The organism is Nocardiopsis sp. NPDC006832 (assembly GCF_040635885.1).
Lineage (GTDB): Bacteria > Actinomycetota > Actinomycetes > Streptosporangiales > Streptosporangiaceae > Nocardiopsis.
In genome coordinates, this window is record NZ_JBEYLC010000003.1 from 101,268 (window position 1) to 128,082 (window position 26,815).

Sequence of the window (26,815 nt, forward strand, 5' to 3'; positions counted from 1 at the left end):
TCAAGGTTAGAAGGGCCCGCAACCGGTTTTACCGGGCGTGGCCGGCCGGGTCGGTGCGGGGTGCGGGCGGCTGCCGGGTCGGGGTCCCGGGCGCACCACACTCGCCAACGCCCCGACGAGACGGATTGTTCCGCCGCCGATCAGAGAGGACGAGTCAGCCATTGGTGGAGAATGCGATTCCACTGCCGAGGGTCGTTCAAGTGAGGGTCGTGAAATGTGTCCTCCATCTCTACGAGGCGGGTGGTGGGACGACGGTCGAGCAGACTCCGCTGCTGAGCGTCGCTGAACATGCCGAGGTCGCCGAAGACGGCGAGGGTCGGGACCTGCAGGTTCTCCCATTCGGACCATCGCGGTCGGCGGAGGCCGACCATGATCGCTTCCAGGACCGCGGGGTCGAAGCGGGGCACGAATCCCTCGGGGGTCTCCTCCAGATCGGCGACCCAGACCTCGGTGAGATCGTGGCGGCCGAGGTGGGCGCGGGCCGCGTCCCGGTCGGGGAACGGGGTGGGCCAGGAGGCGAAGTACGCGCCGATGCGGGGCGCGGTCTCGGGGCCGTCTCCCCCGGGGTGTCCCTCCAGCATGGTGAGCCGGTCCACGAGGTCGGGGCGGGCGCTCGCGGTCAGCATCGCGGTGTGGGCGCCCATGGATTGGCCCACCAGGTGCACGGGCCCCTCGGCGAGTTCCTCGATGACGGTGACGATGTCCGCGACGAACGCTTCCCGGGAGGTGTCCTCGGGCAGGCGGGTGCTACGGCCGTGGCCGCGTTGATCCACCATGAGGACCCGGAAGTCAGGTGCGAGGGCGTGAGCGGTCGGGAGGAACTCTCGGGCGTTGCCGGCCAGGCCGTGGAGCAGCACGACCGGTGGTCCCTCGGTACCGGTGTCCAGGACGTGGAGGGTAACGCGGTCGCGGTGGATCCACCGCGACCGCGTCGACGAAGAGATCACTCGGCGATGCTCCGGTCCACCGCTTCGGCGGTCCGGGGGGCGTGTTCCTCCATCATGGTGAAGTGGTCCCCCGGCACCTCGAACCGGTCGTGCGCGGTGGGCCAACTCCAGTCCAGGCCGAGTTTGGCGCCGCCGGCGGTGACCACCGCTTCGATCGGACGCACCTGCACCGTCGGGCCCCGCCACGACGAGGGCCGCCACGAGGAGAACAGGTCGAGGTAGGCGCCCATCGCGGTCAGTCGGGCGGTGTCCATCAGCTCGAACTCGTTGGCGCGCTCGGTGACGAACTCCGTCACCATGGGCAGGAGTTCGTCGTCGCCGGGCACCACCGTGTCGAGTAGGACGGCCTTCGCGGGCGGGGTCCCCCTGGCGGCGAGTTCCTCGGCGACGGCGTGTGCCGTCCAACCACCCGAGGAACGACCGACCAGGACGAACGGACGACCGGCGGCCACGGCGAGCGCCTGGTCGGCCTGGGAGCGCACGAAGGTGTCCAGGTCCGCGGGTAGTTCCTCGCCCTCCAGGTACCCCGGAGCGGAGAGCACGTGGACTCCACGGCGTCCCTGCCACCGGCCGGCGAATCGGGCGAACTCGTGCGGGCCGGAGGTCATGACCAGGGACGGGTGGCAGATCAGGACGGGTTCCTCGGGTCCCGTGGCCAGGGTGGTGGCGGCAGAGGGTGAGGCCCCGGTGAAGACCGCGCGTGTGCGCGAGGCGGCCAGGGCCAGGTCGACGGCCTCCTTGGGGCGGTTCGCGACGCAGGCGTCCAGGAAGAGTCCGACCAGGCTGTCGGGGGTCCCCCCGGTCGTGCCCGTTCCCGGGGTGGACCCGCCCATCTCCCGGTCGAGGTGCTCGGCCAGGGCCACCGGGGTGGAGTGCTGGAACACCAGGGTGGCGGGCAGGCGCAGATCGGTGAGCGCCTGGAGGTGGTTGCGCAGCTCCACGGCGGTCAGCGAGTCGAACCCGGACTCGGGGAACTCCTGGTGGGCGCCGTACTCCGCGTAGCCCAGGATCTCGGCCGCACGTTCACGGACCAGTCGGGTGATCAGCCCCCTGCGCTCGGCCCCGGACGGCACGGAGATCACCCGGTCGGTGTCGCCGGCCGCGCGTTCGGGGGCGCGCACCAGCCCGCGCATCAGCGCCGGCACGGACCCTTGGGTGACCGCTCGGGTGCGCAGGCCCACCAGGTCGATCGGTGAGGGCACGAGTTCGGCGCGGCCGGCGGCCATGGCCGCGTCCAACAGCGCGCACCCCTCGTCGTCGCCGATCCCCTGGACGCCCCAGGTGCGGGCCATCCGGTTCGCGGAAACGTCGTCCATCTCGGCGAACTCGCGGGTCTCCACCAGCCAGCGCCCCCAGGCCAGCGACTGGGCCGGCAGTCCCTGTTCCCGACGGTGCCGGGCGAGTGCGTCCAGGTAGGCGTTGGCGGCCGAGTAGGCGGCCTGACCGGCGCTACCGAAGACCCCCGCCGCCGAGGAGAACAGGACGAACGCGTCCAGGTCGAGGTGGGCGGTGAGACGGTGCAGGTTCCACGCGCCGACGGCCTTGGGAGCCATCACCTTGTCCAGGCGTGCGGTGGTCAGCCCGGTGAAGGTGGAGTCGTCGATCAGGCCGGCCGAGTGCACGACCGCCGAGACCGGAACCTCGGTGAGGAGGTCCCGCAGACGGTCGGTGTCGGTGACGTCGCACGCCTCGATCCGGACGCGGGCCCCGAGCTCGGTGAGTTCGGCGACGAGTTCGGTCGCGCCGGGGGCGCGGGGCCCCTGGCGACCGATGAGGAGGAGGTCCTCCACGCCATGCCGGACGACCAGGTGGCGGGCGACCAGGCTGCCCAGGCGGCCGGTGGCCCCGGTGATCAGGACCGTTCCACCGGGGCGCAAGCGAGTGGACAGCTCCAGTACGGCCTTGCCGACGTTGTGGCCGCGCTGCATGATCTGGAACGCCTCGGGCGCCTCCTCGATCGGGTACCGACTGAGGGGGCCACGGGGCAGGGTGCCGTCCGCGAGGAGCGGCAGGAGTGCGGCGAAGGCGCGCCGGATCGGCTCCGGCCCCGATTCCAGGACGTTGAAGGCCCGGTAGGTGACGCCTTCGGGGACGTCGCCCGTTCCGAGCAGTTCGTTACGGCCCAGTTCCATGAACCGGCCGCCCTCGCCGAGTAGCCGCAGGGACGCTGTGATCGCGTCCCCGGTGAGGGAGTTGAGGACCACGTCCACGGTGCCGGCGCTCGCGCGGAAGCACTCCTCGAACCCGAGTTCACGCGAGTGCGCGATCTCGTCCTCGCCCAGACCGGACCCTCGGAGCAGGTCCCATTTCTCGGGGCTTGCCGTGGCGAGCACGCGGGCACCGAGGTGCCGGGCCAGGCCGAGTGCCGCCTGACCCACCCCGCCCGCGGCGGAGTGGATGAGGACGGTCTCACCGGCGCGCAGGCCGGCCTCCTCCACCAGGGCGAGGTAGGCGGTGAGGTAGACGGCGGGGATGGCGGCCGCCTCCGCGTGGTCCCACCCTTGGGGGACCTTGGCCAGGTACCGGTGGTCGGCCACCGCGACCGGGCCGAAGGCGCCGGGGAAGAGCCCCATCACCCGATCGCCCGGCTTCAGGCCTTCGGTGGCCTCTCCGACCTCCAGCACCACGCCGGAGCCCTCGTTGCCGATGTCGCCCGGTTCGGGGTACATGCCCACGGTCATCAGGACGTCGCGGAAGTTCAGCCCCGCGGCGCGGACGGCGACACGCACCTCATGGGGTGCGAGCGGGCGTTGGGCCACGGGCACGTAGGTAAGTCCGTCGAGGATGCCGTGACCGTCGGTGTCCAGACGCCAGCCCGGGCCGCGGGCGGGCGGAACGGTACCGATGTCGGCCTCGGAGCGGGTGCGGGCCAGGCGCGGGGCGTGGAGCCGACCGCCCCTGGCGGCCACTCGCGGTTCCGCCGTGCGCAGCGCGGCGGCGACCAGTTCCGGGTCGGCGTGGTCGGCGTCCAGCAGCAGGAAGCGGCCGGGGTTCTCGGTCTCGGCGGAGGCGATGAGTCCCCACAGCGCCGCGGCGGACGGGTCGACGGGCAGGTCGGTGTCCCCCGGCAGGCTCACGGCTCCCCGGGTGAGCACCACGAAACGGGTGGCGGCGTAGCGGTCGGCCTCCACCCGGTCGCGGATCGGGCCCAGTACGGCGGACAACCGTTCGAGGGCGTGTTCGGGGTCGGCGCCCGCGGGTCCCTCGGGCGCGAGCACGATCACGGCGGGCGCCTCGTCGCCCTCCTGGGGACGACGATCGATCCCGGGCACGGTGCCCACCGCGGCCCAGGTCGTCGGGTCGGGCACGGCGCCCTCGCCCGGTTCTGTGAGTTCCTCCCACTCCTGGTGGAAGAGCGCGTCCTGGTCCGCTCCGGTCATCGGTGCGGCCTCCCGGACGGAGAGGGCGGCGATGCTCAGGACGGGCGCGTCCTCGGGGTCGGTGAGCAGGACCTCGTAGGTGTCGTCCCCGGTCCGGGTGAGCCGCACCCGGACCCGTTCGGGGGTGTCGGACCGATGCAGTCGTACCCCGCTCCAGCCGAAGGGCATCAGCAGTCGGGGCGCCTCGTCGGTGTCCGTCTCACGCAGGAGCAGGGACTGGAGTCCGGCGTCGAGCAGGACCGGGTGCGGGCCGGTCATCGCCTCGGCGTCAGTGGGCAGGGTGTCCGGTCCGGCCTCGGCCCAGGTGCGGGTTCCGTCGGCGCGGACCGCGCGCAGGCCCTGGAAGGCGGGACCGTACTCGATGCCGCGGGCCTCGAACAGGGCATAGGTGTCGGCCATCGCGAGTTCGGTGGTGCCGGGGGCGAACGGCACGGGGGCCGGCGCGGGGGTCCGTGCGGCCGGGACCAGCCGTCCCTCGGCGTGCTCGGTCCAGTGTTCTCCGTCGGGGGAGGACGAGAGCAGCCGGAAGTCGCGCGCCCCGCGCAGGTCGGGGGCCTCCACGATGACCTGGAAGGGCGTCCCGGGACCGTCGGGGTCGATCTCCAGTGGTGCGCTCAGGGTCAGCTCGGCGATCTCGGGACGGTCGCAGACCCGTCCGACGGTCAGGAGCAGTTCCAACGTGGCGGTTCCGGGCAGGATCACCCGACCGGACACCGCGTGTTCGGTCAGCCAGGGCGCCCGCGCGGTGTCGAGTCGGCCGGTGAAGAGAGTCTGTCCGCTCGCACCGATCGGCGTCCAGGCGCCGATCAGCGGGTGGTCGGCGGGGGTGAGGCCGACCGATGAGGGATCACCGGCGAGCTCGGGCTCCTCCAGCCAGTATCGGCGTCGTTGGAAGGGGTAGGTCGGCAGTTCGACGTCGTTCGCGCCGGCGCCCAGGACCCGTTCCCAGTCGACGGTGATTCCTTGGCAGTGCGCCTCGGCCAGCGCCGTGAGGAAGCGGTCGCCGGTGTCCTCGTCCCGGCGCAGGGTGTGCACCACGGGGCGGTCGGCGACACCGGCGGCCTCCAGGGTCCGCCGCAACGGCATCGACAACACCGGGTGCGCTCCGACCTCGACGAACGCGTGCCCGGCGGTGGCCAGTCGACGGATCACCGGTTCGAGGAGCACCCCGTGGCGCAGGTTCCGGTACCAGTGGTCGGCGTCGAGCGTGCTCCCGTCCACGGGCTCCGTCGGCGGCTCGTCCCCCGGTCGCCAGGTGGGCGAGGGGGCCACGGTGGAGTGGAACGGTACGGTGCCCGGGCGGGGGCGCAGGTCGACCAGACCGGCCCGGAACTCCTCCTCGACCCGGTCCATGAGGAAGCAGTGCGAGGTGTAGTCGACCGGGATCCTTCGCACGAAGGTCCCGTCCCTCTCACGGGCCGCCACGAACACGTCGATGACCTCGGCGGCACCGGCGACCGTGCTGGTATCCGGTCCGTTGGCGCCCGCGAGGACGATCCGGTCACCTTGGCCTTCGATCAGACCGGCGACCTCGGCCGCGCCGAGCCCGACCACGGCGATGCCGCCCTCCCCCGCGACCTTGCCCAGCACACGGCTGCGGGTGACCACCACCCGCGCACCGTCCTCCAGGGAGAGGATCCCGGCCACACAGGCGGCGGCCACCTCTCCTTGGGATTGACCGACCACGGCGGAGGGTTCGACCCCCGCGGCGCGCCACAGCCGGGCCAGGGACACCAGGACCGCCCAGAGGGCCGGTTGCACGACGTCCGCCGGCGCGTCCTGCCCCATGAAGGGCGGAGCGTGGGGTTCCTGTCGCAGGACCGCCGACAGCGACCAGTCCACGAGAGGGGCCAGGGCCCGTTCGCACTCGGCCACGGACTCGGCGAAGACCGGGGAGTGCGCCATGAGGCCCTTGGCCATGCCCGCCCACTGACCGCCTTGACCGGGGAAGACGAAGACCGGCTTCTCCGAGCGTCCGGGCCGGTGGACCTCACCGGTGACCAGACCTTCGGTGTCCTCGCCTCGCGCCAGGGACCGCAGCCGGTCGGTGAGGACCTCGGTGTCGGCGCCGACAACGGCCGCGCGCCGGGCGAAACGGCCGCGGGTGGTGGCCAGCGAGCGGGCGACGTCGCCGGCGGAGGGGGCACCACCGGGGTGGTCGGTCAGCCGATCGGCGAGACGGTCGGCCTGGGCCGTGAGCGCGGCCCGGTCGCGGGCGGACAGCGACCAGACGGTGCGCCCCTCGACCAGTGGCCCGGCGGTTTCCGGGGCCTGCGAGGCCTCGGCGGCGGGTTCGGGGGCCTCCTCCAGCACGAGGTGGACGTTGGTCCCGCTGATGCCGAAGGAGGACACACCCGCGCGGCGCGGTCGTTCGCCGCGCGGCCAGTCCCGCGCCTCGGACAACGGCCGCACACCGCCCGATTCCCAGTCGACCAGGGTCGAGGGGCGATCGGCGTGCAGCGTCCTGGGAAGTCGTTCGTGACCCAGGGCCAGCACCATCTTGATGATCCCGACTGCGCCGGCCGCCGCCTGGGTGTGGCCCAGGTTCGACTTGACCGACCCCAGCCAGAGGGGATCCCCGCCCGACCTACCGCCGAACACGTCCAAGAGGGCGTCGGCCTCGATCGGGTCACCGAGTTCGGTGCCGGTTCCGTGCGCCTCCACGGCGTCGATGTCGTCGGGGGTCAGCCCGGCGTCGGTCAGCGCCGCCCGGAGCACCCGGGTCTGCGCGGGGCCGTTGGGGGCGGTCAGTCCGCTGGAGGCGCCATCCTGGTTGACCGCGCCGCCCCGAACCACCGCCAGGACGCGGTGGCCGTTGCGTTCGGCGTCGGAGAGCCGCTCCAGGACCAGGGCCGCGGCGCCCTCACCGAACCCGGTGCCGTCCGCCCCGGCACCGAAGGCCTTGCAGCGACCGTCCTGGGAGAGCACGCCCTGTTTGGCGGACTCCGCGAAGAGCGAGGGACTCGACATCACGGTGGCGCCGCCCGCCAGCGCCAGTGAGCACTCGCCCTGGCGCAGGGACCGCACGGCGAGTTGGACGGCCGTCAGGGAGGAGGAGCACGCGGTGTCGACGGTCAGCGCGGGGCCCCGCAACCCCAGGGTGTAGGCGATCCTCCCCGAGGCCACGCTGGCGGCGACGCCGGTCATCAGGTAGCCCACGGCCCCTTCAGGCATGGGCACCCTGCCGGAGGTGGTGGTGCGGGCGTAGTCGGTCGTGCTGATCCCGGTGAAGACCCCGGTGGACGTCTCGGCCAGGGCCGCGGGGTCGATCCCGGCGCGTTCGAGGGACTCCCAGGTGACCTCCAGCATGAGCCGCTGTTGGGGATCCATCGCCTCGGCCTCGCGCGGGGAGATCCCGAAGAACCCGGCGTCGAACCCGGCCACGTCGTCGAGGAACCCGCCGCCCGCGGACATGCCCGGGCGGCCTCGCATGTCCTCGACGTCCCATCCCCGGTCCTCGGGCAGGTCGCCGATGGCGTCGGCCCCCTGTGCCAACAGGTTCCAGAGTCCTTCCGGGCCGTCCACCCCTCCGGGCAGACGGCAGCCCATGCCCACGATCGCGATGGGCTCGCTGTCGCGTTCACGCAACCGCGCGAGTTCGGCGCGGGTGCGTCGCAGATCGGTGGTGACCCGTTTGAGGTAGTCGAGAACCTGTGCGTCGTCGGTCATGGGCGTGCCTCACCGCTTCACTTCGCGGCACCGCGCACGGTGCCGAGGTCTTGGCTGTGGTCGTTCGGTTCTTGGTCCTCGGCGTCGGCCGGGATCAGTCGCCCAGGGTCTCGTCGATGAGCGCGAAGAGCTCTTCCTTGGAGGCCGTGGCCAGGTCGGAGCCCTCGGGTCCGGACTCCGGCCGGTTCGACGCCCCCGGATCCAGTCGGCCCAACAGGGCTCGGAGTCGCTCGGCGACCAGGGCTCCCCGTTCGCCCTCGTACTCGTCGAGGGCGGCGGTGAGACCGTCGAGACGTTCCAGGACGATCTGTTCCGCGCTGCCGAACACGCGTTCCTCGACGTGCCGGGCCAGCGCCTCACAGGTGGGGTGGTCGAAGGCGACGGCGGAGGGCAGGCGGACTCCGGTGAGCGCGGAGAGCCGGTTGCGCAGTTCCACCGCCGTGACCGAGTCCATCCCGAGGTCCTTCAGGCCCCGGTCGGACGGGACGTCGTCCGCCGACCGGTACCCGAGGATGGCCGCCACGTGTTCGCACACGTGCTCGGTGAGCGCGCGGACCCGTTCGCCGCGCCCCGCTCCGGAGAGTCGGTCCCGCAGGGTCGCTCCCTCCGTGGGCGGGGTGGTGGACGCGGTGGTCCCCATGACCCCGGCCGGGTGGAGGTCGCCGATCAGTGGGCTGGGCCGGTTGGCGGTGAAGGCCACCCGGAAGCGCGGCCAGTCGACGTCGGCGACGGCCAACGCCGTCTGGTCGTGGTCCAGGGCGCGCCGCAACCCCTCCAGCGCCGGTTCCGGTTTCATGGTCGGCAGGCCGTGTCGGCGCAACAGCCCGGCCACGGCCTCGCGACCGGCCATCCCCGCACCCTCCCAGGCACCCCACGCGATCGACGTGGCGGGTAGTCCCAGGGAGCGGCGGTAGTGGGCGAAGGATTCACAGAAGACGTTGCCGGGGGCGTAGTTGCCCTGGCCGGTCACACCGAACACGGCGCCCACCGACGAGAACAACACGAACGCCGAAAGGTCCAGCCCTCTGGTGAGCGCGTGCAGATGCACGGCTCCGTCCGCCTTGGCCCGCAGGACCCGGGCGATGTCGACCGGGTCGAGGTCGGCCACGGCGCCGTCGTCCAACTCGGCGGCGGTGTGGAACACGGCCGTGAGCGGGAGGTCCTCGGGAACATCGGCGAGGGCTTGGGCGAGTTCGGCGCGATCCCCGACGTCGCAGGCCACGAGCGTGACCCGGGCCCCGGCCGCACGGAGGTCGGCCGTCAGTTCCTCGGCCCCGGGGGCCCGGGGTCCGCGGCGGCTGAGCAGGAGGAGGTGCTCGGCCCCCAGTTCGGCGAGCCGGCGCGCGGTGTGCGCCCCGAGCCCTCCGGTGCCGCCGGTGACCAGAACCGTGCCCGACGGCTTCCAGTCCCGGACCCCGTCCCCTCCGAGCGGTGCTCTGGCGAGTCGTCGCGCCAGCACGGCGGGTCCGCGCACCGCGAGTTGGTCCTCACCCGCCGCGACCCGGCCGGTCAGGATCGCGGCCAGGACGGTTCCGCTCTCCGGGTCGTCGGGGTCGGGGAGGTCGACCAGACCGCCCCAATGGTCGGTGTGCTCCTGGGCCGCGACACGGCCCAGGCCCCACAGCAGCGCGGCGGCGGGATCGTTCACGCCGGTTCCGCTGTCGACCGCGCCACTGGTCAGGCACCACAGCGGGGCGTCGATCCCCGTGTCGAGCATGGCCTGGAGGGTGAGAAGGGCGTCCTTGTGGGCGGGGTCGGTGGACGGGGGCCGGACCTCGTCGGGGGCGGTGTCCAGGGCGGTGGTCAGCAGGACGCCGGCGATGTTCCCCGCCCCGTCCCGGGCGGTGTCGAGCAGTGCGGACACCGAATCCCGCCCGGCGTCGTGGGGGAGGTCGACGACGCGGATGCCGTGACCGTCCGCCTCCAGGGCCGCGACGCAGCCCTGGATCGCCGGCCCGCTCCGGGAGCCGACCAACAGCCAGGTGCCCCGGTCGGTGGCCGTGGCCGATGGGTTCGCCGAAGCGATGGCGGGCACCGGAACGGTCACCCACTCCTCGCGGTAGGTCCAGCCGCCGGCGGGACCGCCCTCGACGTCGCCGACGGCGTTCTCGAAGGAGCGCCCCTCGGCCCGCGTCTCCGGTCCCGGCCGCCAATACCGCTGTCTTTGGAAGGCGTAGGTGGGCAGGTCCACCGGGACGGCGTCCACATCGAACAGTGGGGACCAGTCGAGGTCGACCCCGTGGCCGTGGGCCTGTCCCAGGGCCGTCAGGAAGCGGACCGGGCCACCCTCGTCACGGCGCAGGGTTCCCAGCGCGACCGTGTCGTCGGCCCCGACGACCTCCGCTGTCTCCTGAACGGCCGGGGTGAGCACCGGGTGCGGTCCGACCTCGACGAACACGTCGTGTCCGGCGGTGATCAGGGCCTCGGTGGCCTCGGCGAAACGCACGGGTTCGCGCAGGCCCTGGAACCAGTGGGCGGCGTCCAACGGTCGTCCGTCCAGGAGTTCACCGGTCAGGGTGGAGTACAGGGGGATCTGCGGTCTGGTCGGAACGATCCCGGACAGTTCACCCTGGATCCGATCCCGCAGGACGTCCACGAACGGTGTGTGCGACGCGTAGTCGACGGCGATCATCCGGGCCCGGACGCCTTCGGCCTCACACCCCTGGACCACCTGGGCCACCGCGTCGGGTTCACCGGCGATGACGGTGCTCGAAGGACTGTTGACCGTGGCCACGTGGACCCGCCCCGCCCAGGGGCCGAGGCGGTCGAGCACGGCCTTGGCGGGGCTCGCCACCGAGGCCATCGCCCCGGTGCCGGCGAGTTCGAGCACGGCCCGGCTGCGCAGGGACACCACCTTCGCGGCGTCCTCCAGGCCGAGGGCACCCGCGATGTGCGCGGCGGCGACCTCCCCCTGTGAGTGGCCCACCACGGCGGCCGGGACCAGGCCGTGCGCCATCCACAGGCGGGCCAGGGAGACCATGACCGCCCACAGCGCGGGCTGCACCACGTCCACGCGGTCCAGTGCGGGTGCGCCCCGCACGCCTCGAAGGACGTCGGTGAGCCGCCAACCGACGTGGGGTTCCAGCGCCCGTTCACAGGCGTCGACGTGCCGGGCGAACTCGGCGGAGGCGTCCAGAAGCTCGACGGCCATGCCTTCCCACTGGCCGCCCTGGCCGGGGAAGACCAGTACGGGGCGGCGGTCCGGGCGGGCCCGGCCGGTGGCCACGGTGGCCCCCGGCGTTCCCGCCTCCAGGGAGGTCAGCGCGGTCAGGAGTTCGTCACGGTCGCGTCCCACGACCACGGCCCGGTGTTCGAGGGCCGAGCGCGTGGTGGCCAGGGCGTGCCCGACATCGGACGGAAGGAGGTCGGGGTGGTCCTGGACGTGTTCGCGCAGGCGCGCGGCCTGGGCGGTGAGCGCCTCGGGGGTGCGTGCGGACAGGGGCCATGCGGCGGCCCCCGCCACCGAGACCGGCCGCGCGGGGACGTCCCGTGGGTCGGCGTCCGGAGCCTGTTCCAGGATCAGGTGGGCGTTGGTCCCGCTCATCCCGAACGAGGAGACCGCCGCCCTGCGCGGCCGGCCGGTGTCCGCCCAGGGACGGGTCTCCTGGAGCAGCCGGACACCTCCGTCCCAGTCCACGTAGGTGCTGGGTTCGTCCGCGTGCAGGGTGGGCGGCATGATCCCGTGCCGCAGGGCCTCTACGGTCTTGACGACCCCGGCCACCCCGGCGGCGGCCTGCGGGTGCCCGATGTTGGACTTGAGCGAACCCAACCAGAGCGGATGGTCCTCGGAACGTCCCCGGCCGTAGGCGTCGATCAACGCCTGAGCCTCGATGGGGTCGCCCAGGGTGGTCCCGGTGCCGTGGGCCTCCACCAGGTCGACGTCGGCGGGGGTCAGCCCGGCGTCGGCGAGCGCCCGGCCGATCACCCGGGTCTGGGAGGGGCCGTTGGGGGCGGTGAGCCCGTTGGAGGCCCCGTCCTGGTTGACCGCGCCGCCCCGAACGACCGCCAGGACGCGGTGACCGTTGCGTCGGGCGTCGGACAGGCGTTCCAGCACCACCATCCCCGCCCCCTCCGAGAAGGCGGCTCCGTCGGCGTCCCGACCGAAGGCCTTGGAGCGCCCGTCGGGGGCCACCCCGCGCAGGCGGGTGAACTCGGTGAGGGTTCCGGGGGTCGACATGACCGTGGCGCCACCGGCCAGGGCCAGTGAGCACTCGCCCCCACGAAGGGCGCGCACGGCCAGGAGCATGGAGACCAACGAGGAGGAACAGGCGGTGTCCACCGTCAGCGCGGGGCCGGTCAGTCCCAGGCAGTAGGAGATACGGCCGGAGGCGACGCTCGACGACACCCCCGTGAGGGTGACGCCGTCCGCCGTGCTCCGGTGCACCGGCGGCCCGTACTCCTGTTGGACGAGCCCGACGTAGACACCGGTCTCACTGCCGGCCAGGGAGGTCGGGGCGATCCCCGCCCGTTCGAGCGTCTCCCAGGCCAGTTCGAGCAGGAGGCGCTGTTGGGGTTCCATCGCCTCGGCCTCACGGGGCGAGATACCGAAGAAGGCCGGGTCGAAGTCGAAGACGTCCCGTAGGAAGGATCCCCGGTCCATGTCGACGAGTCGGCCGTTCTCCCCCTGGGCCAGGAGTCCCGTCAGGTCCCATCCACGGTCGTCGGGGAGGGGACCGACCGCCTCCCGTCCCTCGAAGACCATCTCCCACAACTGTTCGGGGGTGTCCACACCACCCGGCAGCCGGCATCCCGTTCCCACGATCGCGATCGGTTCGGGTTCACTCTCCAGCTCGGCGCGGAGCCGGGAGTTCTCCTTCATCGTGTTCCGGAGCGCCGCGACCAGGCGTTCGCTTTCGCTGCTCAACTCAAGCTCCTCGTCAAACGCTCGGGCCCCGCAGGGCGAGGTCCACCAGTTCGTCGACGCCCATCTCGTCGATGTCGTCCTCGTCGCCGGTCTCCGTACGAGGTGTGTCGGTCCGGTGTCGGCCCACGCGCTCGGTCGCGGCCTCGGGTTCCCGAGCCAGGAGACCGTCGAGCAACCGTGCCAGCGCCCGGGGGGTGGGGTGGTCGAAGACGGCGGTGGCCGGGATCCGCACCCCGATGGCGCTGCTGAGCCGGTTGCGCAGCTCCACGCTGGTCAGCGAGTCCGTGCCCTGTTCGGTGAAGGGGCGGTCGGGGTCCACCTTGGACGCCGAACCGGCCCGGTGTCCCAGGACCACGGCGGTGTGCGCGCGGACCTCCGCCAACAGGGCACGGGACCGCTCGTCCTCGTCCATGGCGGCGAAGCGCGCGGCCGGATCACCCGTGTCCCCCGCGCCACCGGTGGAACCGGAGGCGGTGGGTGTGGCGGGCAAGGCACGCTCCGCGCCGGGTTCGGGCAGGAGCCCTCGGAGCACACTGACTCCGGTGGCCGGGGTGAGCCACGCGGGGACCGCGTGGACCGGGTTCCGGGAGAGCACGGTGTCGAACAGGTCGAGCGCCGCGTCGGGCCGCATCGGCAACAGACCGCTCCGGCCGAGCACGTCCAGGTCGGACTCCTCCAGGTGGCCGGTCATACCACCGCCACCGGCCCACAGCCCCCACGACAGCGAGACGGCGGGAAGGCCGTCCCCGCGCCGCAGGTGTGCCAACGCGTCACAGAAGGAGTTGGCCGCCGCGTAGTTCGCCTGCCCGGGGTTGCCCAGGACACCCACCGCCGAGGAGAACAGGACGAAGGACGACAGGTCGTCGGTGAGTTCGTGCAGGTTCCACGCGGCGTCGACCTTGGGGCGAAGGACGGTGTGCAATTGCTCCGGGGTCAGGGAGGCGACGGTGGCGTCGTCGAGGGTTCCCGCGGCGTGGACCACCGCGCGCAGCGGACGGTCCTGCGGCACCGCCGCCAGGACACTCCGCAGTTCCTCGCGGTCGGCCGCGTCACAGGCGACGACCTCCACCTGGGCGCCGAACGCCTCCAGCTGGGCGGTCCGCTCCGCCTGTCCGGGGGTGTCCGCGCCGCGACGGCCGAGCAGCAACAGGTTCCGAACGCCGTAGGCGGTGACCAGGTGGTGCGCCAGACGGTGGCCGAGCCCGCCGGTGCCACCGGTGATCAGGGTCGTGCCCTCCTGGGGGAAGGGTGCGGGGATCTTGAGGACCACCTTGCCGACGGTCTCGCCGCGCTGGAGCGCGCGGAAGGCCTCCTGGACCTCTCCGACCTCGTACACGGTGGTGGGCAGGGGACGCAGGGCCCCCTCCTCGAACAGCTCCATCACCCGCACGAGCATCCGGCCGATCCGTTCGGGATCCACGTCCGGCAGGCTGAAGGCCTCGTAGGTACGGCCCGGATGGTCGGCGGCCACCTCGTCGACGTCACGGATGTCGGTCTTGCCCATCTCCACGAACCGGCCGCCCGGTCCCGCGCCGTCGCCGGGCGAGCGCAGGAGGCGCAGTGAGGCGTCCACGAACTCGCCGGAAAGTGAGTTGAGGACCACGTCGATGCCTCGGCCGTCGTTGGCTTCCCTCAACCGGCCCTCGAACTCCAGCGTGCGGGACGAGGCCAGCCGTTCCATCGGGAGGCCATAGGCGGCCAGTCCGGGCCACTTGTGCGGGCTGGCGGTGCCGAACACCTTGGCGCCCATGTGCTGGGCGAGTTGGACGGCGGCGGTACCCACTCCCCCGGCCGCCGCGTGCACGAGCACGCTCTCACCGGGGCGTACCGCGGCCAGGTCCACCAGGCCGTGGTAGGCGCTCAGGAAGGCCACCGGCACCGAGGCCGCCTGCTCGAAGGTCCAACCCTCGGGCATGCGGGCCAGACGTGCCCGGTCCGCCACGGCGAAGGGGCCGAAGGCACCATCGAACATCCCCGCCACCCGGTCACCGGGGGCCAGGTCCGTCACCTCGGAGCCCGTCTCCAGGACGATTCCCGCACCCTCGATGCCGATCCCGGTCTCGCCCTCGACCAGGCCCAGCGCGACCACGACGTCCCGGAAGTTGACGCCGGCGGCCCGAACGGAGACCCGGACCTCGCGCGGAGCCGGCGTGTCACGGGCCTCCGGTGCGGGCAGTGCTTCCACCGAATCCAGGGAACCGGGGTGTCGAGTGTCCATCCGCCACACCCGGGTGGAGGGCACCACCAGGTCCGTCGCCTCGGTCGAGGGCCTCCGCAGACGTGGGACCAGGACGGTGCCCGAACGCAGGGCGATCTGTGGTTCGTCGAGTTCGAGCGCCGCGGGCAGGACCGCGTGGGACTCCTCGGCACCGTCGGAGTCCAACAGCACCAAGCGGCCGGGATGTTCGCGCTGGGCCGCGCGGAACAGTCCCCAGACCGGACCGGCGGCGAGCCCGGGGAGCGGTTCCCCGGTTTCGACGGCGACCGCGCGCCAGGTGATCAGGGCCAGCCGAGAGTCGGCCGTACGCTCGTCCGCCAGCCACGCGCGGACCGATTCCAGGGCCGACTCCAGCCCCTGCCGTACCGCGTCGGGCAGGGTGTCGCCCTCGGCGTAGACCACGGAGGCGGGCAGCTCGGCGCAGACCAGCGCGGGCACCGGCGCCTCGGGATCCAGGTCCGCCAGGGCGGGAAGGGTACCGGTCTCCTCGACCCGGGGTTCCGGAGGTTCGACCCTCTCCCAGTGGAGCTCGTACAGTTCGGGAAGTTCGCCCGGTTCCGGTTCGGGCAGAGCGTCCCGGCCCAAGGGCCTCAGGGTCAGTTCATCGACGGACCAGAGCGTTTCGCCCCCGGCGTCGGTGGCCAGGAGCCGGTAGCGGTCCCCGCCCAACGGGGAGAGCCGTGCCCTCAGCGTGCGGGGCATCTCCCCTCCCTCGACGGCGCTCAGCCGAATGCCGCTCCAGGCGAAGGGCACCACGGGTCCGTGGTGGCCCTCTCCGCCGCCTCCCGGTAGCACCGCGTGGAGGACGGCGTCCATCAGGGCCGGGTGAAGCGCGTGGAACGTCTCGTCCGTGGCGACCCGCTCCGGCAGTTCGACCTCGACGAAGAGTTCGTCCGCGTATTCGCGCACCGACTTCAGTCCGCGGAACGCCGGACCGTATCCGTAACCCCGAACGCTCAGGTCGGCGTAGTCGACCGGGATCCGCTCGGTACCGGAGGTGGGCGGGACGGTCGAACCCGGTTCCGTGTTCTCGGGGGTGCCCGCGGGGGTCCGCACGCCGGCGACGGCACCGGAGGCGTAACGGATCCAGGGCTGGTCCATGGTCGCCCCACCTCGCGCGTACACGTTGACCTCACGGTGCCCTCGCCCGTCCTGGGCGGCGACGAGGACCTGTAGCTCCGCCGTCCCCTCACGCCCCAGTGTCAGGGGCGCCTCCAACACCAGGTCCGTGACGACGTCGGCACCGACGCGCGCTCCCGCTCGGGCGACCAGGTCCACGATCGCGGTGCCGGGCACCATCACCCGGCCCAGGACCCGGTGGTCGGCGGCCCAGGGCTGTCGGGCGACGGAGATCCGGCCGTGGAACACCGCTCCCCCGTCGGCCAGGGAGAGTCCGTCGTCCAGCAGCGGGGTCGCCACCTCCTCCGCACCGACCTCGGGCGCACTCGGCGAAAGCCAGTGGCGGGAACGCTGGAAGGGATCATCCGGCACGGTGACCGGGGCGACCTCGTCGGCCACCCCCTCCAACAGCACGTGCGCGTTGGTACCGCTGATCCCGAAGGAGGACACCGCGGCCCGCCGGGGCCGTCCGGTGTCGGGCCAAGGGGTCTCCTCGGACAGCAGACGCACACCACTGCCCCGCCACTCGACCCGGTCAGTGGGTTCGTCCACGTGCAGTGTCCGTGGCAGGCGACCGTGGCGCAGCGCCTCCACGGTCTTGATCACGCCCGCCACCCCCGCCGCGGCCTGGGCGTGGCCGATGTTGGACTTGAGGGAGCCGAGCAGCAGGTCGTGCTCCCGATCCCGGCCGTAGACCGACATCAGGGCACGGGCCTCGATCGGGTCGCCCAGCCGGGTCCCGGTGCCGTGCGCCTCGACCGCGTCGACCTCGCCGGGGGCGAGTCCGGCTGCGGACAGGGCCTGACGGATCACCCTCTCCTGGGCCTCCGGATTGGGGGCCGTCAGACCGTTGGAGGCCCCGTCGGAGTTCACGGCGCTGCCACGCAGCAAGGCCAACACGGGACGACCGTTGCGGCGCGCCTGCGAGGCCCGTTCGAGCAGGAGCATCCCCGCTCCCTCCGCCCACGCGGTGCCCTCGGCGCCCGCGCCGAAGGCACGGCAGCGTCCGTCCGCGGACAGGCCGCGCTGGGCGGAGAACTCCAGGAACATCCCGGGGGTGGCCATGACGGTCGCACCACCGGCCAGCGCCATGGAGCACTCGCCCCGGCGCAGGGCGGCGGCGGCCTGGTGCAGGGCCACCAGCGAACCGGAGCAGGCGGTGTCGATGGTCAACGCGGGGCCGTTGAGACCGAGCACGTAGGCGATACGTCCGGAGGCCACACTCAGCGTGCTTCCGGTCAGCCGGTACCCGCCGTCGGCGTCACCGGCCGGATCGGCCAGCCGCGCACCGTACTCACCGGGCATCGCCCCGACGAACACGCCCACCTGCCGGCCGCGCAGTTCCTCGGTGTCCAGGCCGGCCCGCTGGATCGCCTCCCAGGAGGTCTCCAACAGCAACCGCTGTTGGGGGTCCATGGCGTCGGCCTCACGAGGGCTGATGCCGAAGAAGTCGGCGTCGAAGAGGTCGGCGTCGTAGAGGAATCCGCCGTTGCGCGTGTAGGTGCGCCCGGGGGTGCCGGGTTCCGGGTCGTAGAGCGAGTCCAGGTCCCAGCCGCGGTTCTCGGGGAAGGCCCCGATGGCGTCGGTCCCCTCCTCCAGCAACCGCCACAACTGTTCCGGGGAGCTCACCCCGCCGGGCAGGCGACAGGCCATCGCGGTGATGGCGATCGGGTCGTCGTCGGCCGCTCCCACCGGCGTGGTCTCGGCGGGGGCCGCACGGCGCGGCGCGGCCTTCTCCCGCTCCCGGTCGGGCGGTTCCTGGCCCAGTTCCTCGGCGACGTGTCCCGCGAGCGCGGCCGGGGTGGGGAGTTCGAAGAGGACGGAGTCCTCCAGGCGGACACCGGTCTCGTCCTCGATGAGGTCGGCCAGTTCCAGCAGCATGATGGAGTCGAAGCCGAGGTCGCGGAAGGCCCGCCGTTCGTCCGCGGGGTCCAGTTCGTCCAGTTCCAACACCTGGGCGCTCAGGGACGCCACCAGCCCGGAAGCGCCTCCGCCCCCGGGGGTGGCCGACTCGTCGGCGGGTTCGGGCGTGACCTCCGGCGCCACGGTCATCGGTGCGACCGGGGTGAGCTCGGGCCAGTGACGGGTGCGTTGGAAGGGGTAGGTGGGCAGGTCGACGCGGTGCGCGCCCGAACCCCTGAAGAGATTCCCCCAGTTCACGTCCAGTCCGGCGGTGAAGGCCTGGGCCGCCGCGGTCAGCAGCTGGGCCTCGTCTCCGTGGTCGCGCCGCAGGGTCTCCAACACCGCACCGCGCGTCTCACCGGACGCCAACACACGTTCGATTCCGTGGGCGAGGACGGGGTGCGGGCCGACCTCGACGAAGGTGTCGTGTCCGCCGGCCACCGCCTCGGTCACCGCGTCGGCGAAGCGGACCGGATTGCGCAACCCCAGGTACCAGTACCGACCGTCCATGGCCGGCCCGTCCTGGCGCAGCTCGCTCCCGGTCAGCGTCGACAGGACCGGTATCCGGGCCGGACGCGGCGTGACGCCGTCCAACTGTTCGAGCAGGGTCTCCCGGACCCGTTCGACGTGCGCGGAGTGCGAGGCGTAGTCGACGTCCACCAGGGCGGCGTGCACACCGTCGTCCACGCAGTGGTCCACGGCGGCGCGCACCGAGGCGGGATCGCCCGAGACCACCACGGACTCGGGCCCGTTGACCGCCGCCAGGTGGAGGTCGTCCAGCGAGCCGATGAGCTCCTGGGTCTGTTCCGGGGAGAGCCCGAGGGAGGCCATGGCCCCACTGCCACCGAGGGCGGTCAGCGCCCGACTGCGCAGCGCCACCACCTTGGCGGCGTCCTCCAAGGTCAACACACCCGCCACGTGGGCCGCGGCGATCTCGCCCTGGGAGTGACCGATCACGGCGGTGGGACGTACCCCCAAGGTCTCCCAGACCCGGGCCAGCGCCACCATGACCGCCCACAGGACCGGCTGGACGACGTCCACGCGGGCTCCGGGGCCGACGTAACGGGGCGCCCCCGGCTCCCCGCGAAGCACCCGGGTGAGGGACCAGTCGACGTAGGGGTCAAGAGCCCGCTCGCACTCACGCAGTCGCCGACCGAAGGTCCGGGCGAGTCGACCGTCGCCGTCCAGGAGCGGACGGACCATGCCCGCCCACTGGCCGCCCTGTCCCGGGAAGACCAGGACGGGGCCGCGACCATCGCGTTCGCCCACCGGCGCACCGGAGGGACGGATCGACTCCAGGTCACGTGTTCCATTGCCGCCCGGGGCGAGGATGACCGCGCGGTGCTCCATGACCGTGCGGGTGGTCGCCAGCGAGAAACCCACGTCCTCGGGGCGCAGACCGGGCCGCTTGGACACGAAGGAGTGCAATACCGAGGCCTGGGCGCGAAGGGCCGCCTCGGAGCGGGCCGAGAGGATCCAGGGCACGGGGTCGAGAGCGCCCTCCCCCGGTACCTGGCCGGAGGCCTCGGGTGTGCGTCGAGGCGGCGGGGCCAGGACGAGGTGGCAGTTGGTCCCGCCCATGCCGAAGGAGGACACCCCGGCCAGAGGGGTCTCCGTGGGCCAGGGTTCCCGAACGGTCTGCGGGGCCAGCCCCAGACCCTCCAGGTCGATCCCCGGGTTGGGCGCGTCGAAGTTCCGGGTGGGCGGCAACAGGCCGTGGGAGAGGCTGAGCACGACCTTGATCAGGCCGACGATTCCGGCGGCGCCCTCCAGGTGTCCCACGTTGGTCTTGACCGAGCCCACTCGCAGGGCGCTGGAACGCTTGGTGAAGACCTCGCCGAGCGCGGCGGCCTCGACCGGATCGCCGGCCGGGGTGCCCGTGCCGTGCAACTCCACGTACCCCACGTGCGCGGGGTCGATCCCGGCCCGGCGGTGGGCGGCGCGCAGGACCTCCACCTGACCTTCGGGTTCGGGCCGGGCCAGGTAGGAGATGGGGCCGGAGTTGTTGACCGCTCCGCCGGAGAGAACGGCGTGGACGTGGTCACCGTCCGCCAGCGCGCGATCGAGCGGTTTGAGGACGACCACGGCCCCGCCCTCGCCTCGGACGTAACCGTTGGCGCGCGAGTCGAAGGTGTAGCAGTGGGCGTCCGGCGACAGACCGCCGAACAGCTCCACGTCATCGGTGCTTCCGGGCAGGAGGATGAGGTTGACGCCGCCGGCCAGCGCGATCTCGCACTCTCCGCTGCGCAGGCTCTCCATCGCCGTGTGCACGCTGACCAGGGAGGAGGACTGCCCGCTGTCCACGGTCATGCTGGGCCCACGAAGGCCGAGCGTGTAGGAGACGCGGTTGGCGATCATGCCGCGCTGACCACCGGTCAGGCTGTGGTGCGAGGCGGGCTCGTCCCGAAGCAGGAGGGAGTAGTCCGAGGAGATGGCACCGGTGAAGACCCCGGTCCTGGTGCCGTGCAGACTGTCGGGCGCGGTACGCGCGTTCTCGACGGCCTCCCAGCTCAGTTCGAGCATCAGCCGCTGCTGGGGGTCCATGGCCACGGCCTCGCGCGGGGAGACACCGAAGAAGGCCGCGTCGAAGTCCTCGGCACGATCCAGGTAGCCGCCCCAGCGGTGGTCCCGTTCGGCGGAGGTCCAACCGAGACGTTCGGGCGGCGGTGAGATGGCCTCCCGCCCCTCGCACAACAACCGCCAGAGGGCCTCCGGTGTCGAGGCGCCTGGCAGCCGGCAGGCCAGCCCCACCACCGCGATGGGTGAGCGGGGGGCCGCACCGCTTCGAGGATCCCTGGTCATCGCGTTCCTCCGGTCGAACTCGACGTCCCCACCCGGGCGGGTCCTGGCCCGAGGGAGTCACGGCTCGGCTTGAAAGTCTCGTGAAGGTGCACGCGCACTGCCCTTTATGCGCAGTTCAGGGTGGGTCCGACGAACACGAGACCCCGCGACCGAAACCGAGAACTCTCCGGAAATCGACCACGGGGATAATCAAGCCGCACACGGCTCGATCAACACTTCAACCACACGTTCCCCACCCGTGGTTTCAAGCCGTCCGCAGAGTGGATGCTATCCGCGATTCAGGACAGAAGACAACGGAACACTAGTTTTCGGTCAATCCACTGCGAGCATTCAGACCCTGGCACAACTGATAATTTCGCGAAACCGTTACCAAAAGGAAATGCCCGATGTCCGTGGACATCGGGCACTACGAGACACGCTCGGTTCTGGTCACACCCCGCTACGCGCCCGAACCTCGGCGACGTACTTCATGGACTCTTCCGGGTCCAGGAGCCAATTGGCGTAGTCAGGCGGATAGTCCCAACCCTGAATCCACCGGTCGGCCACCTCCGTGTGCACCGAAGCCGCCTCGACCAGCTCGTAGAAGTGGGCGGGAAGATCGCCCTGATCCCACACCGTGGAATTCATCTCAGACCACATCTGGTTGTGAAGACCGAATTCCCAGAACCTGTCGAACGCCCCCACCAGGAACTCTTCGTCGAACCGGCGATCACCGTGTTCCATGATGGCCTCAAGGTAGGCCTTCGCGCAGCGCGTGGAATTATTCCAGCTCTGCCCCACGTAGGGGTCCATGGTGACGACGACATCGGCCATACCCAGGACCTTTCCCCCGGATGGCAGAGTGCCGACCGGGTTGCGCACCTGTGGGGTCAGGTCCTCGATCAGGGTGCTGCGGCCACCGTCGACCAGTTCCGCGTCCCTGACCCGCTCGTAGTACTCAGGGGAGTACTGACGAAGCAGGTCCTTCATGCGACGCAACTGCTCTTCGGGCCCCGGCCTGTCCGGCCAGGCGTCCATGGGACCGCCACGTTTGTCCACCATGAGCAGGTTGTGGCAGGGACCCTCCTGGCTCAGCATGGGGATGAAGATGGTGTTCCCCGCATCTTGGGCGGAGCAGGCCCAGCCGACGTTGTCGTCGTCCTCGGCGCTGGGCCAGACGTCATAGATCTGCGCCTGTGCGATGGACCGGGGTCGGGCTCCGCTGAAGCGGCTCTCGTCGTAGTCGAAGAGCTGACCGAGTTCTCCGTGACCGACGGCGACGATGATCAGGTCGAACATCCGGGAGAAGTAGTCGAGGTCGGTGACGGTGACGCCGTGGATGACGACCTTGCCCCCACGGTCCTCGAAGAACTCCAGCCAGTCGGCCATCTTGACACGACGGTCCACCGCCACCATGTAGTCGTTGGCCTTGCCGGTTCGCCCCTTCAGGGAGAGACGCGAACGGTCGGCGCCGGGGTAGAGGTGGATTCGCTGCTGTCGGATCTGAGGGCTGAGCGCACTCCACAGATCCAGCTCGTACTTACGCTCGTACTCCAGAGCGGTGGGGAAGGTGAACTGCGTGACGGACGGCCGTCCCGTCCGGATCTCCGTCGAGGACTGCCCCGTGATCACCGTGACGTCGTAGCCATGGGTCAAGAGACCGTGGGCCAAGTGCAGGCCGGCGTGGCCGGCGCCGACGATAAGGATCTTGCGCATTGTGTCGCTAACTTTCCTGGGAATCTACGGGGCTGTGGGAAGGGTCGACCACGAGTCCGAGCGGCCCCCACCCGTCAGGCGACGGGCTCGCTCGTTCGTTTGTGCTCCAGCGCGTACCGCAACAGGGTCTTGAGTACGTCGCCGCCGGACATCCGGTGCCGGGCGTCGAAGTCGATGATGGGCACCTCCGGGCTGACCTCCAGGGCCTCACGGACCTGATCCGAGGTGTAGTCGAGACGACCCTCGAACTTGTTCAGCGCCACGATGTAGGGGATGCGCTTGTTCGTCTCGAAGTAGTCGACGGCGTCGAAGGAGTCCGCGAGCCTTCGGCAGTCGACCACGACCACGGCACCGACGGCGCCACGGACGAGATCGTCCCACATGAACCAGAACCGGGCCTGGCCCGGTGTACCGAACATGTACATGACCAGCTCGTCGTCGATGGTGATGCGACCGAAGTCCATCGCGACGGTGGTGGTCGTCTTGTCCGGTGTGACCGAGGTGTCGTCGTGTCCGACGCTGGCCTCGGTCATGATCGCTTCGGTCGTGACCGGTGGAATCTCCGACACCGAGCGAACCAAGGTCGTCTTGCCGGCGCCGAAGCCACCGGCGATGACGATCTTGCTCGACATCTTCTTGCGATTCGACCTGTTGTCACTGGAAAAGTCGTTCGAGACCACGAAGAGCCCTCTCCAGAACCTGGTTTTCCGATGGACTGCTGCCGGTGATGGTCGGGTGGATATACACCAGGTCCTGCTCAGCCAGGTCACTGACCAGCACCTGTGTGACGCCCAGAGGGATGTTCAGCTCGGCCGAGACCTCGGCGAGCGACCGCGTCTCCCGGCACAGCTTGTGGATGTTGATCGACTCCGGCATGAGGGTGCCAGGAGGGTCCTGCCCGGGCTCGGACGTCGAGACCAGGGTCTGCACCATCAGCGGATGCCGTGACCGGGTACGCCCACCCGTGAAGGTGAACGGACGGACACGGTTACTCCTTCGCCTTCGGAAGCTCATAGCCGAGGCAACCTCATTCCTGCCGAACCGTTACGGAACACGCCGTCGTCAGTTCTGGATGACTTCGCGCAACTGCGAGCGCAGCTGCGGCGTGAGCACGTGGGCGACGTTGTCCACGAGCTTGGCCATCTGGAAACCGACGATCTTCAGCTCCGTACCGGGTGCGGTCAGCACCGCCATGCAGGAACCGTCACTGATGGCCATGATGAAGAGGTGGCCGTGGTTGAAGCGAACGAGCAGCTGCTCGCACTCACCCCGCTGGAACAGACCGGCTCCACCGACCGCCAGGCTGTGCAGGCCGCTGGAGATCGCCGCGAGCTGTTCCGCGTGCTCTTCGGGGAAGTCACTGGAGTGGGTCAGCACCAGGCCGTCGGAGGAGACCACCACGGCGTGTTCGACACCGCGCACGTCCCGGACGAACCGGTCGATGAGCCACGAGAAGTTCTCAACGCTGTCGTTCGTGGATTCAGTCATGCTTGTGCTCTACCTGCCTCGGCCGAGTTTCTTGATTCGCTGGGGGTCTGGGAGACGGCGGAACCGCGCGATGGGGCACGGGTCGCCGTGTCGATCGTCATTCCTGGTCGCCCTCTAGCTCCTCGCCTTCGAGAGCGGCGCGTTCCCCGTCGAGGAAGTCGCCGATCTCGTCACGGATCTGCTCCGCCCGGGCCTCACCGGTGAGCTTGGGCGGGGTGTCCTCCCTGCCCTTCGGGGCGGGCGGCGGGTTGTCCGAGAGCGCTCCGGGGTGCGGCATCATCCGCAGCGGCGAACCGTGCGGGGTGGCGCTGCGCCGGGGCAGACCGGCCGCCGTGACGGCGGAGCTTCCGCCGGTGGGCGGCTTGGGCGCTCCGTTGGATCCGGGGGAACCGTTGGTGCCGTTGGTCTTGCCGTTGCCGGTCGATCCGATCGGTGTCACGGAGGCGCTCGCGCTCGGTGTCGTCGAGGTTCGGGCCTGCCCGGGTACCCGGGGGGTGGCGATCCGCAGAAGTCCCTGGGGGATGATCGTGTAGGCGTTGACCCCGCGGAACGAGCGAGGCTCCAGGCGGGCCTCCAGACCGTGCTTGCGGGCGATGCGGCTGGCCACGTACAGGCCCATGTGCCGGGGCACCTCGTCGTCGAGGACCGGTTCGCCCTCCAGTCGGTTGTTGAGCTCGGCCAGCTGGGACTCGGGGATGCCCACGCCCTCGTCCTCGACGACGATCATCAGGCGCCCGTCGTCCAACTCCTGGGCGCTGATCACCACCTGTGAGTGCTCGGGCGAGTTCGCCGTGGCGTTGTCCAGCAGCTCCGCGAGGAGGTGGCTGATGTCGTCGGCGGCCAGACCGGTGATGGAGGCCTGGGGGATCTTGCCGAGGGTGACCCTGGGGTAGTCCTTGATCTCCGAGGTCGCGGCGCGGGCCACGTCCAGCAACGGGACGATCTCGTCGTGAGCGTCGGACTCGCCACCGTCATGCCCGGTCAACACCAGGAAGTTCTCTCCGTTACGCCGCATACGGGTCGCGAAGTTGTCGATCTGGAAGAGCTTGTCGAGCAGGTCGGGGTCCTGGGCGCTGGTCTCCAGTTCCTCGACCATCTCCAGCAGCGCGTCGACCAGGGAGAGGTCGCGCATGGCCAGACCGGCGAGCGCCTCGTTGAGGAGGTCGTCCTTGGAGTCGCGCAGGACCTCGGAGACGGCCTCGGCCACCTCCGCCTTGGCCGCGGCCTCCTCGTCCTGGACGACGCCGGCCTCGGGCTCGGGGGCCTCGGTCTCCTGCTCGACAGGGTTCTCGGCGCTCGGCCGCTCCCGCTCCGGGGTCGTCTCCTCGCCCGTCTCCTCCTCCGCTCGGGTGAGCGCCTTGTCCTGGCCCACCTCCGAGGAGAGGGTCGGTTCGGCGCGCTCGGCGAAGAGCGTGGCGGCCGACTCGGCGGTGATCACCTGTGGCTGCTGCCCGGCGGCGAGCACGATGACGTGCTGGACGGGCTGACCGTAGGGGTTGATCTGGCCGTAGGGCGCGAACTGGCCCGGGTAGACCATCGGCTGCCCAGGCAGGACGTAGCCGGGCGGCTGGTAGGGCAGCGGGTAGGCGCTCTGGTACGGCATCGGCTGCGCGTAGGCCTGGTAGTGCGGCGCGGGCTGCGGCATCGGCGGCTGCGGCGGGTACCCGGCGGGCGGAGCCGCGGGGTGACCTTCGTGGTGCGGCCGCTGGTAGTAGTACGAGTTCGGCTCGTATCCGCCTCGGTGGCCGTGGTCGGGGTGTCCTTGGGGGCCGGGGTACGCGGGCGGGCCCTGGTGACCGTACGGCCCGGGGTACCCCTGTCCTTCCCCGTAACCCCGCGGTGCGCGGTGGTCGTACGGGGCCGGGGGTCCCTGCTGTCCTCGCGGGCCGGGGCCATAGGGGTCCTGCCCACCCGGGCCCCGGTCCCAATCCTGTTCCGGGCCCTGGTGTCGGGTGGGCGAGGGGCGCTGCGACTCGTAGGGCGCCCGCGGGCCCTGCTCGTATCGCGGGGGCGCCCAGTGTCCTTGTGGCGCCGCGGGCTCGGCCTGCGGCCACGGGGTCTCCGGCGGCGCTTCCGGACGCGGTGGCTCCGCGCCGCGGCCCTCGGCTCTGTACGGCTCGGAGACCACGTGCCGCCCCGGCTCGGGCCGGTGCTCGGCCTCGGGGGCGGGTGGGGACACAGGGGCCTGGGGCCGCTCCGTGTTCTCTGACGGGGTGGGGGTGTCGGTCATGGTGTCCGTGGTGGCGGGAGTGTTCTGGCTGCGGAGTTCGGGCTCGTCGAGCCCGACGCCGCGCCACTGACCGACCGGGGTAGCGCCGGTGTCGACGTCGTCGACCTCGACGTTCCTGGTCGTATAGGGGTTGGGGACGCTCACCCTGGAAGTGGGACGGTAACCGTTCTCGGCGGACGCGGAGAAGGGTCCGGTGGGGGGCTCCGTCACGGGTGTGGCCTCGCCGGCCGACGAGCGGTCGTCGGGTTCTTGCGAGTGCGGATGCACGGGCTGATGCACGGGATTTCCTAGCTCGGTCTCCGGTGACGGGGGTTCCTGGGACTTGACCATCCGGGAGATGGCCCGGCGGAACCGTCCTTCACGCCTGGCTCCACGCCCACCCTCCGTCGACATCATCTTGGCCAGGGAGTCGTCATCGCGTTCCTGCGGTGACTGCGCCTGTGCCACAATCTCGTCTCCTCGAATCAGGTGGGCGGCTCGGCGGTGGCCCCGCACCACCGC

At 71.4% G+C, this 26,815-nt stretch carries 9 protein-coding genes; all 9 read right to left on the minus strand.

Annotation, left to right across the window (positions count from 1 at the left end):
• Positions 1-140: 140 nt before the first annotated feature.
• Positions 141-947, minus strand: coding sequence for an alpha/beta hydrolase (locus ABZ717_RS02420; RefSeq protein WP_358504352.1), 807 nt, complete (start codon positions 945-947; stop codon positions 141-143).
• Positions 944-7,996, minus strand: coding sequence for an SDR family NAD(P)-dependent oxidoreductase (locus ABZ717_RS02425; RefSeq protein WP_358504355.1), 7,053 nt, complete (start codon positions 7,994-7,996; stop codon positions 944-946). The genes ABZ717_RS02420 and ABZ717_RS02425 overlap by 4 nt, the downstream gene beginning before the upstream one ends.
• A gap of 94 nt (positions 7,997-8,090) precedes the next feature.
• Entirely contained in the window at positions 8,091-12,815 is a 4,725-nt protein-coding gene (locus ABZ717_RS02430) for a type I polyketide synthase (RefSeq protein WP_358504553.1), read from the minus strand.
• Between the two features lie 58 nt (positions 12,816-12,873).
• Positions 12,874-20,901: an SDR family NAD(P)-dependent oxidoreductase gene (locus tag ABZ717_RS02435; protein WP_358504358.1), complete on the minus strand. Its 8,028-nt coding sequence runs from the start codon at positions 20,899-20,901 to the stop codon at positions 12,874-12,876.
• Between the two features lie 429 nt (positions 20,902-21,330).
• On the minus strand, positions 21,331-22,596 hold the full coding sequence (locus ABZ717_RS02440; RefSeq protein ID WP_358504361.1) for a styrene monooxygenase/indole monooxygenase family protein: 1,266 nt from the start codon (positions 22,594-22,596) through the stop codon (positions 21,331-21,333).
• Positions 22,597-22,670: 74 nt separating this feature from the next.
• On the minus strand, positions 22,671-23,228 hold the full coding sequence (locus ABZ717_RS02445) for an ATP/GTP-binding protein (protein WP_067597162.1): 558 nt from the start codon (positions 23,226-23,228) through the stop codon (positions 22,671-22,673).
• Between the two features lie 22 nt (positions 23,229-23,250).
• Positions 23,251-23,610 (minus strand): DUF742 domain-containing protein, encoded by a 360-nt coding sequence (locus ABZ717_RS02450; RefSeq protein ID WP_084392184.1) that lies wholly within the window; start codon positions 23,608-23,610, stop codon positions 23,251-23,253.
• Between the two features lie 48 nt (positions 23,611-23,658).
• Positions 23,659-24,084, minus strand: coding sequence for a roadblock/LC7 domain-containing protein (locus ABZ717_RS02455; RefSeq protein ID WP_067597160.1), 426 nt, complete (start codon positions 24,082-24,084; stop codon positions 23,659-23,661).
• Positions 24,085-24,181: 97 nt separating this feature from the next.
• Complete coding sequence (locus ABZ717_RS02460) at positions 24,182-26,761, minus strand: ATP-binding protein (RefSeq protein WP_358504366.1); 2,580 nt, start codon at positions 26,759-26,761, stop codon at positions 24,182-24,184.
• Positions 26,762-26,815 lie beyond the last annotated feature (54 nt).

Coding starts and splice junctions, on each gene's coding strand:
- ABZ717_RS02440 (WP_358504361.1), bottom strand. CDS start 22,596: ATGCGCAAGATCCTTATCGTCGGCGCCGGCCACGCCGGCCTGCACTTG.
- ABZ717_RS02445 (WP_067597162.1), bottom strand. CDS start 23,228: ATGTCGAGCAAGATCGTCATCGCCGGTGGCTTCGGCGCCGGCAAGACG.
- ABZ717_RS02425 (WP_358504355.1), bottom strand. CDS start 7,996: ATGACCGACGACGCACAGGTTCTCGACTACCTCAAACGGGTCACCACC.
- ABZ717_RS02435 (WP_358504358.1), bottom strand. CDS start 20,901: ATGACCAGGGATCCTCGAAGCGGTGCGGCCCCCCGCTCACCCATCGCG.
- ABZ717_RS02430 (WP_358504553.1), bottom strand. CDS start 12,815: ATGAAGGAGAACTCCCGGCTCCGCGCCGAGCTGGAGAGTGAACCCGAA.
- ABZ717_RS02450 (WP_084392184.1), bottom strand. CDS start 23,610: ATGAGCTTCCGAAGGCGAAGGAGTAACCGTGTCCGTCCGTTCACCTTC.
- ABZ717_RS02455 (WP_067597160.1), bottom strand. CDS start 24,084: ATGACTGAATCCACGAACGACAGCGTTGAGAACTTCTCGTGGCTCATC.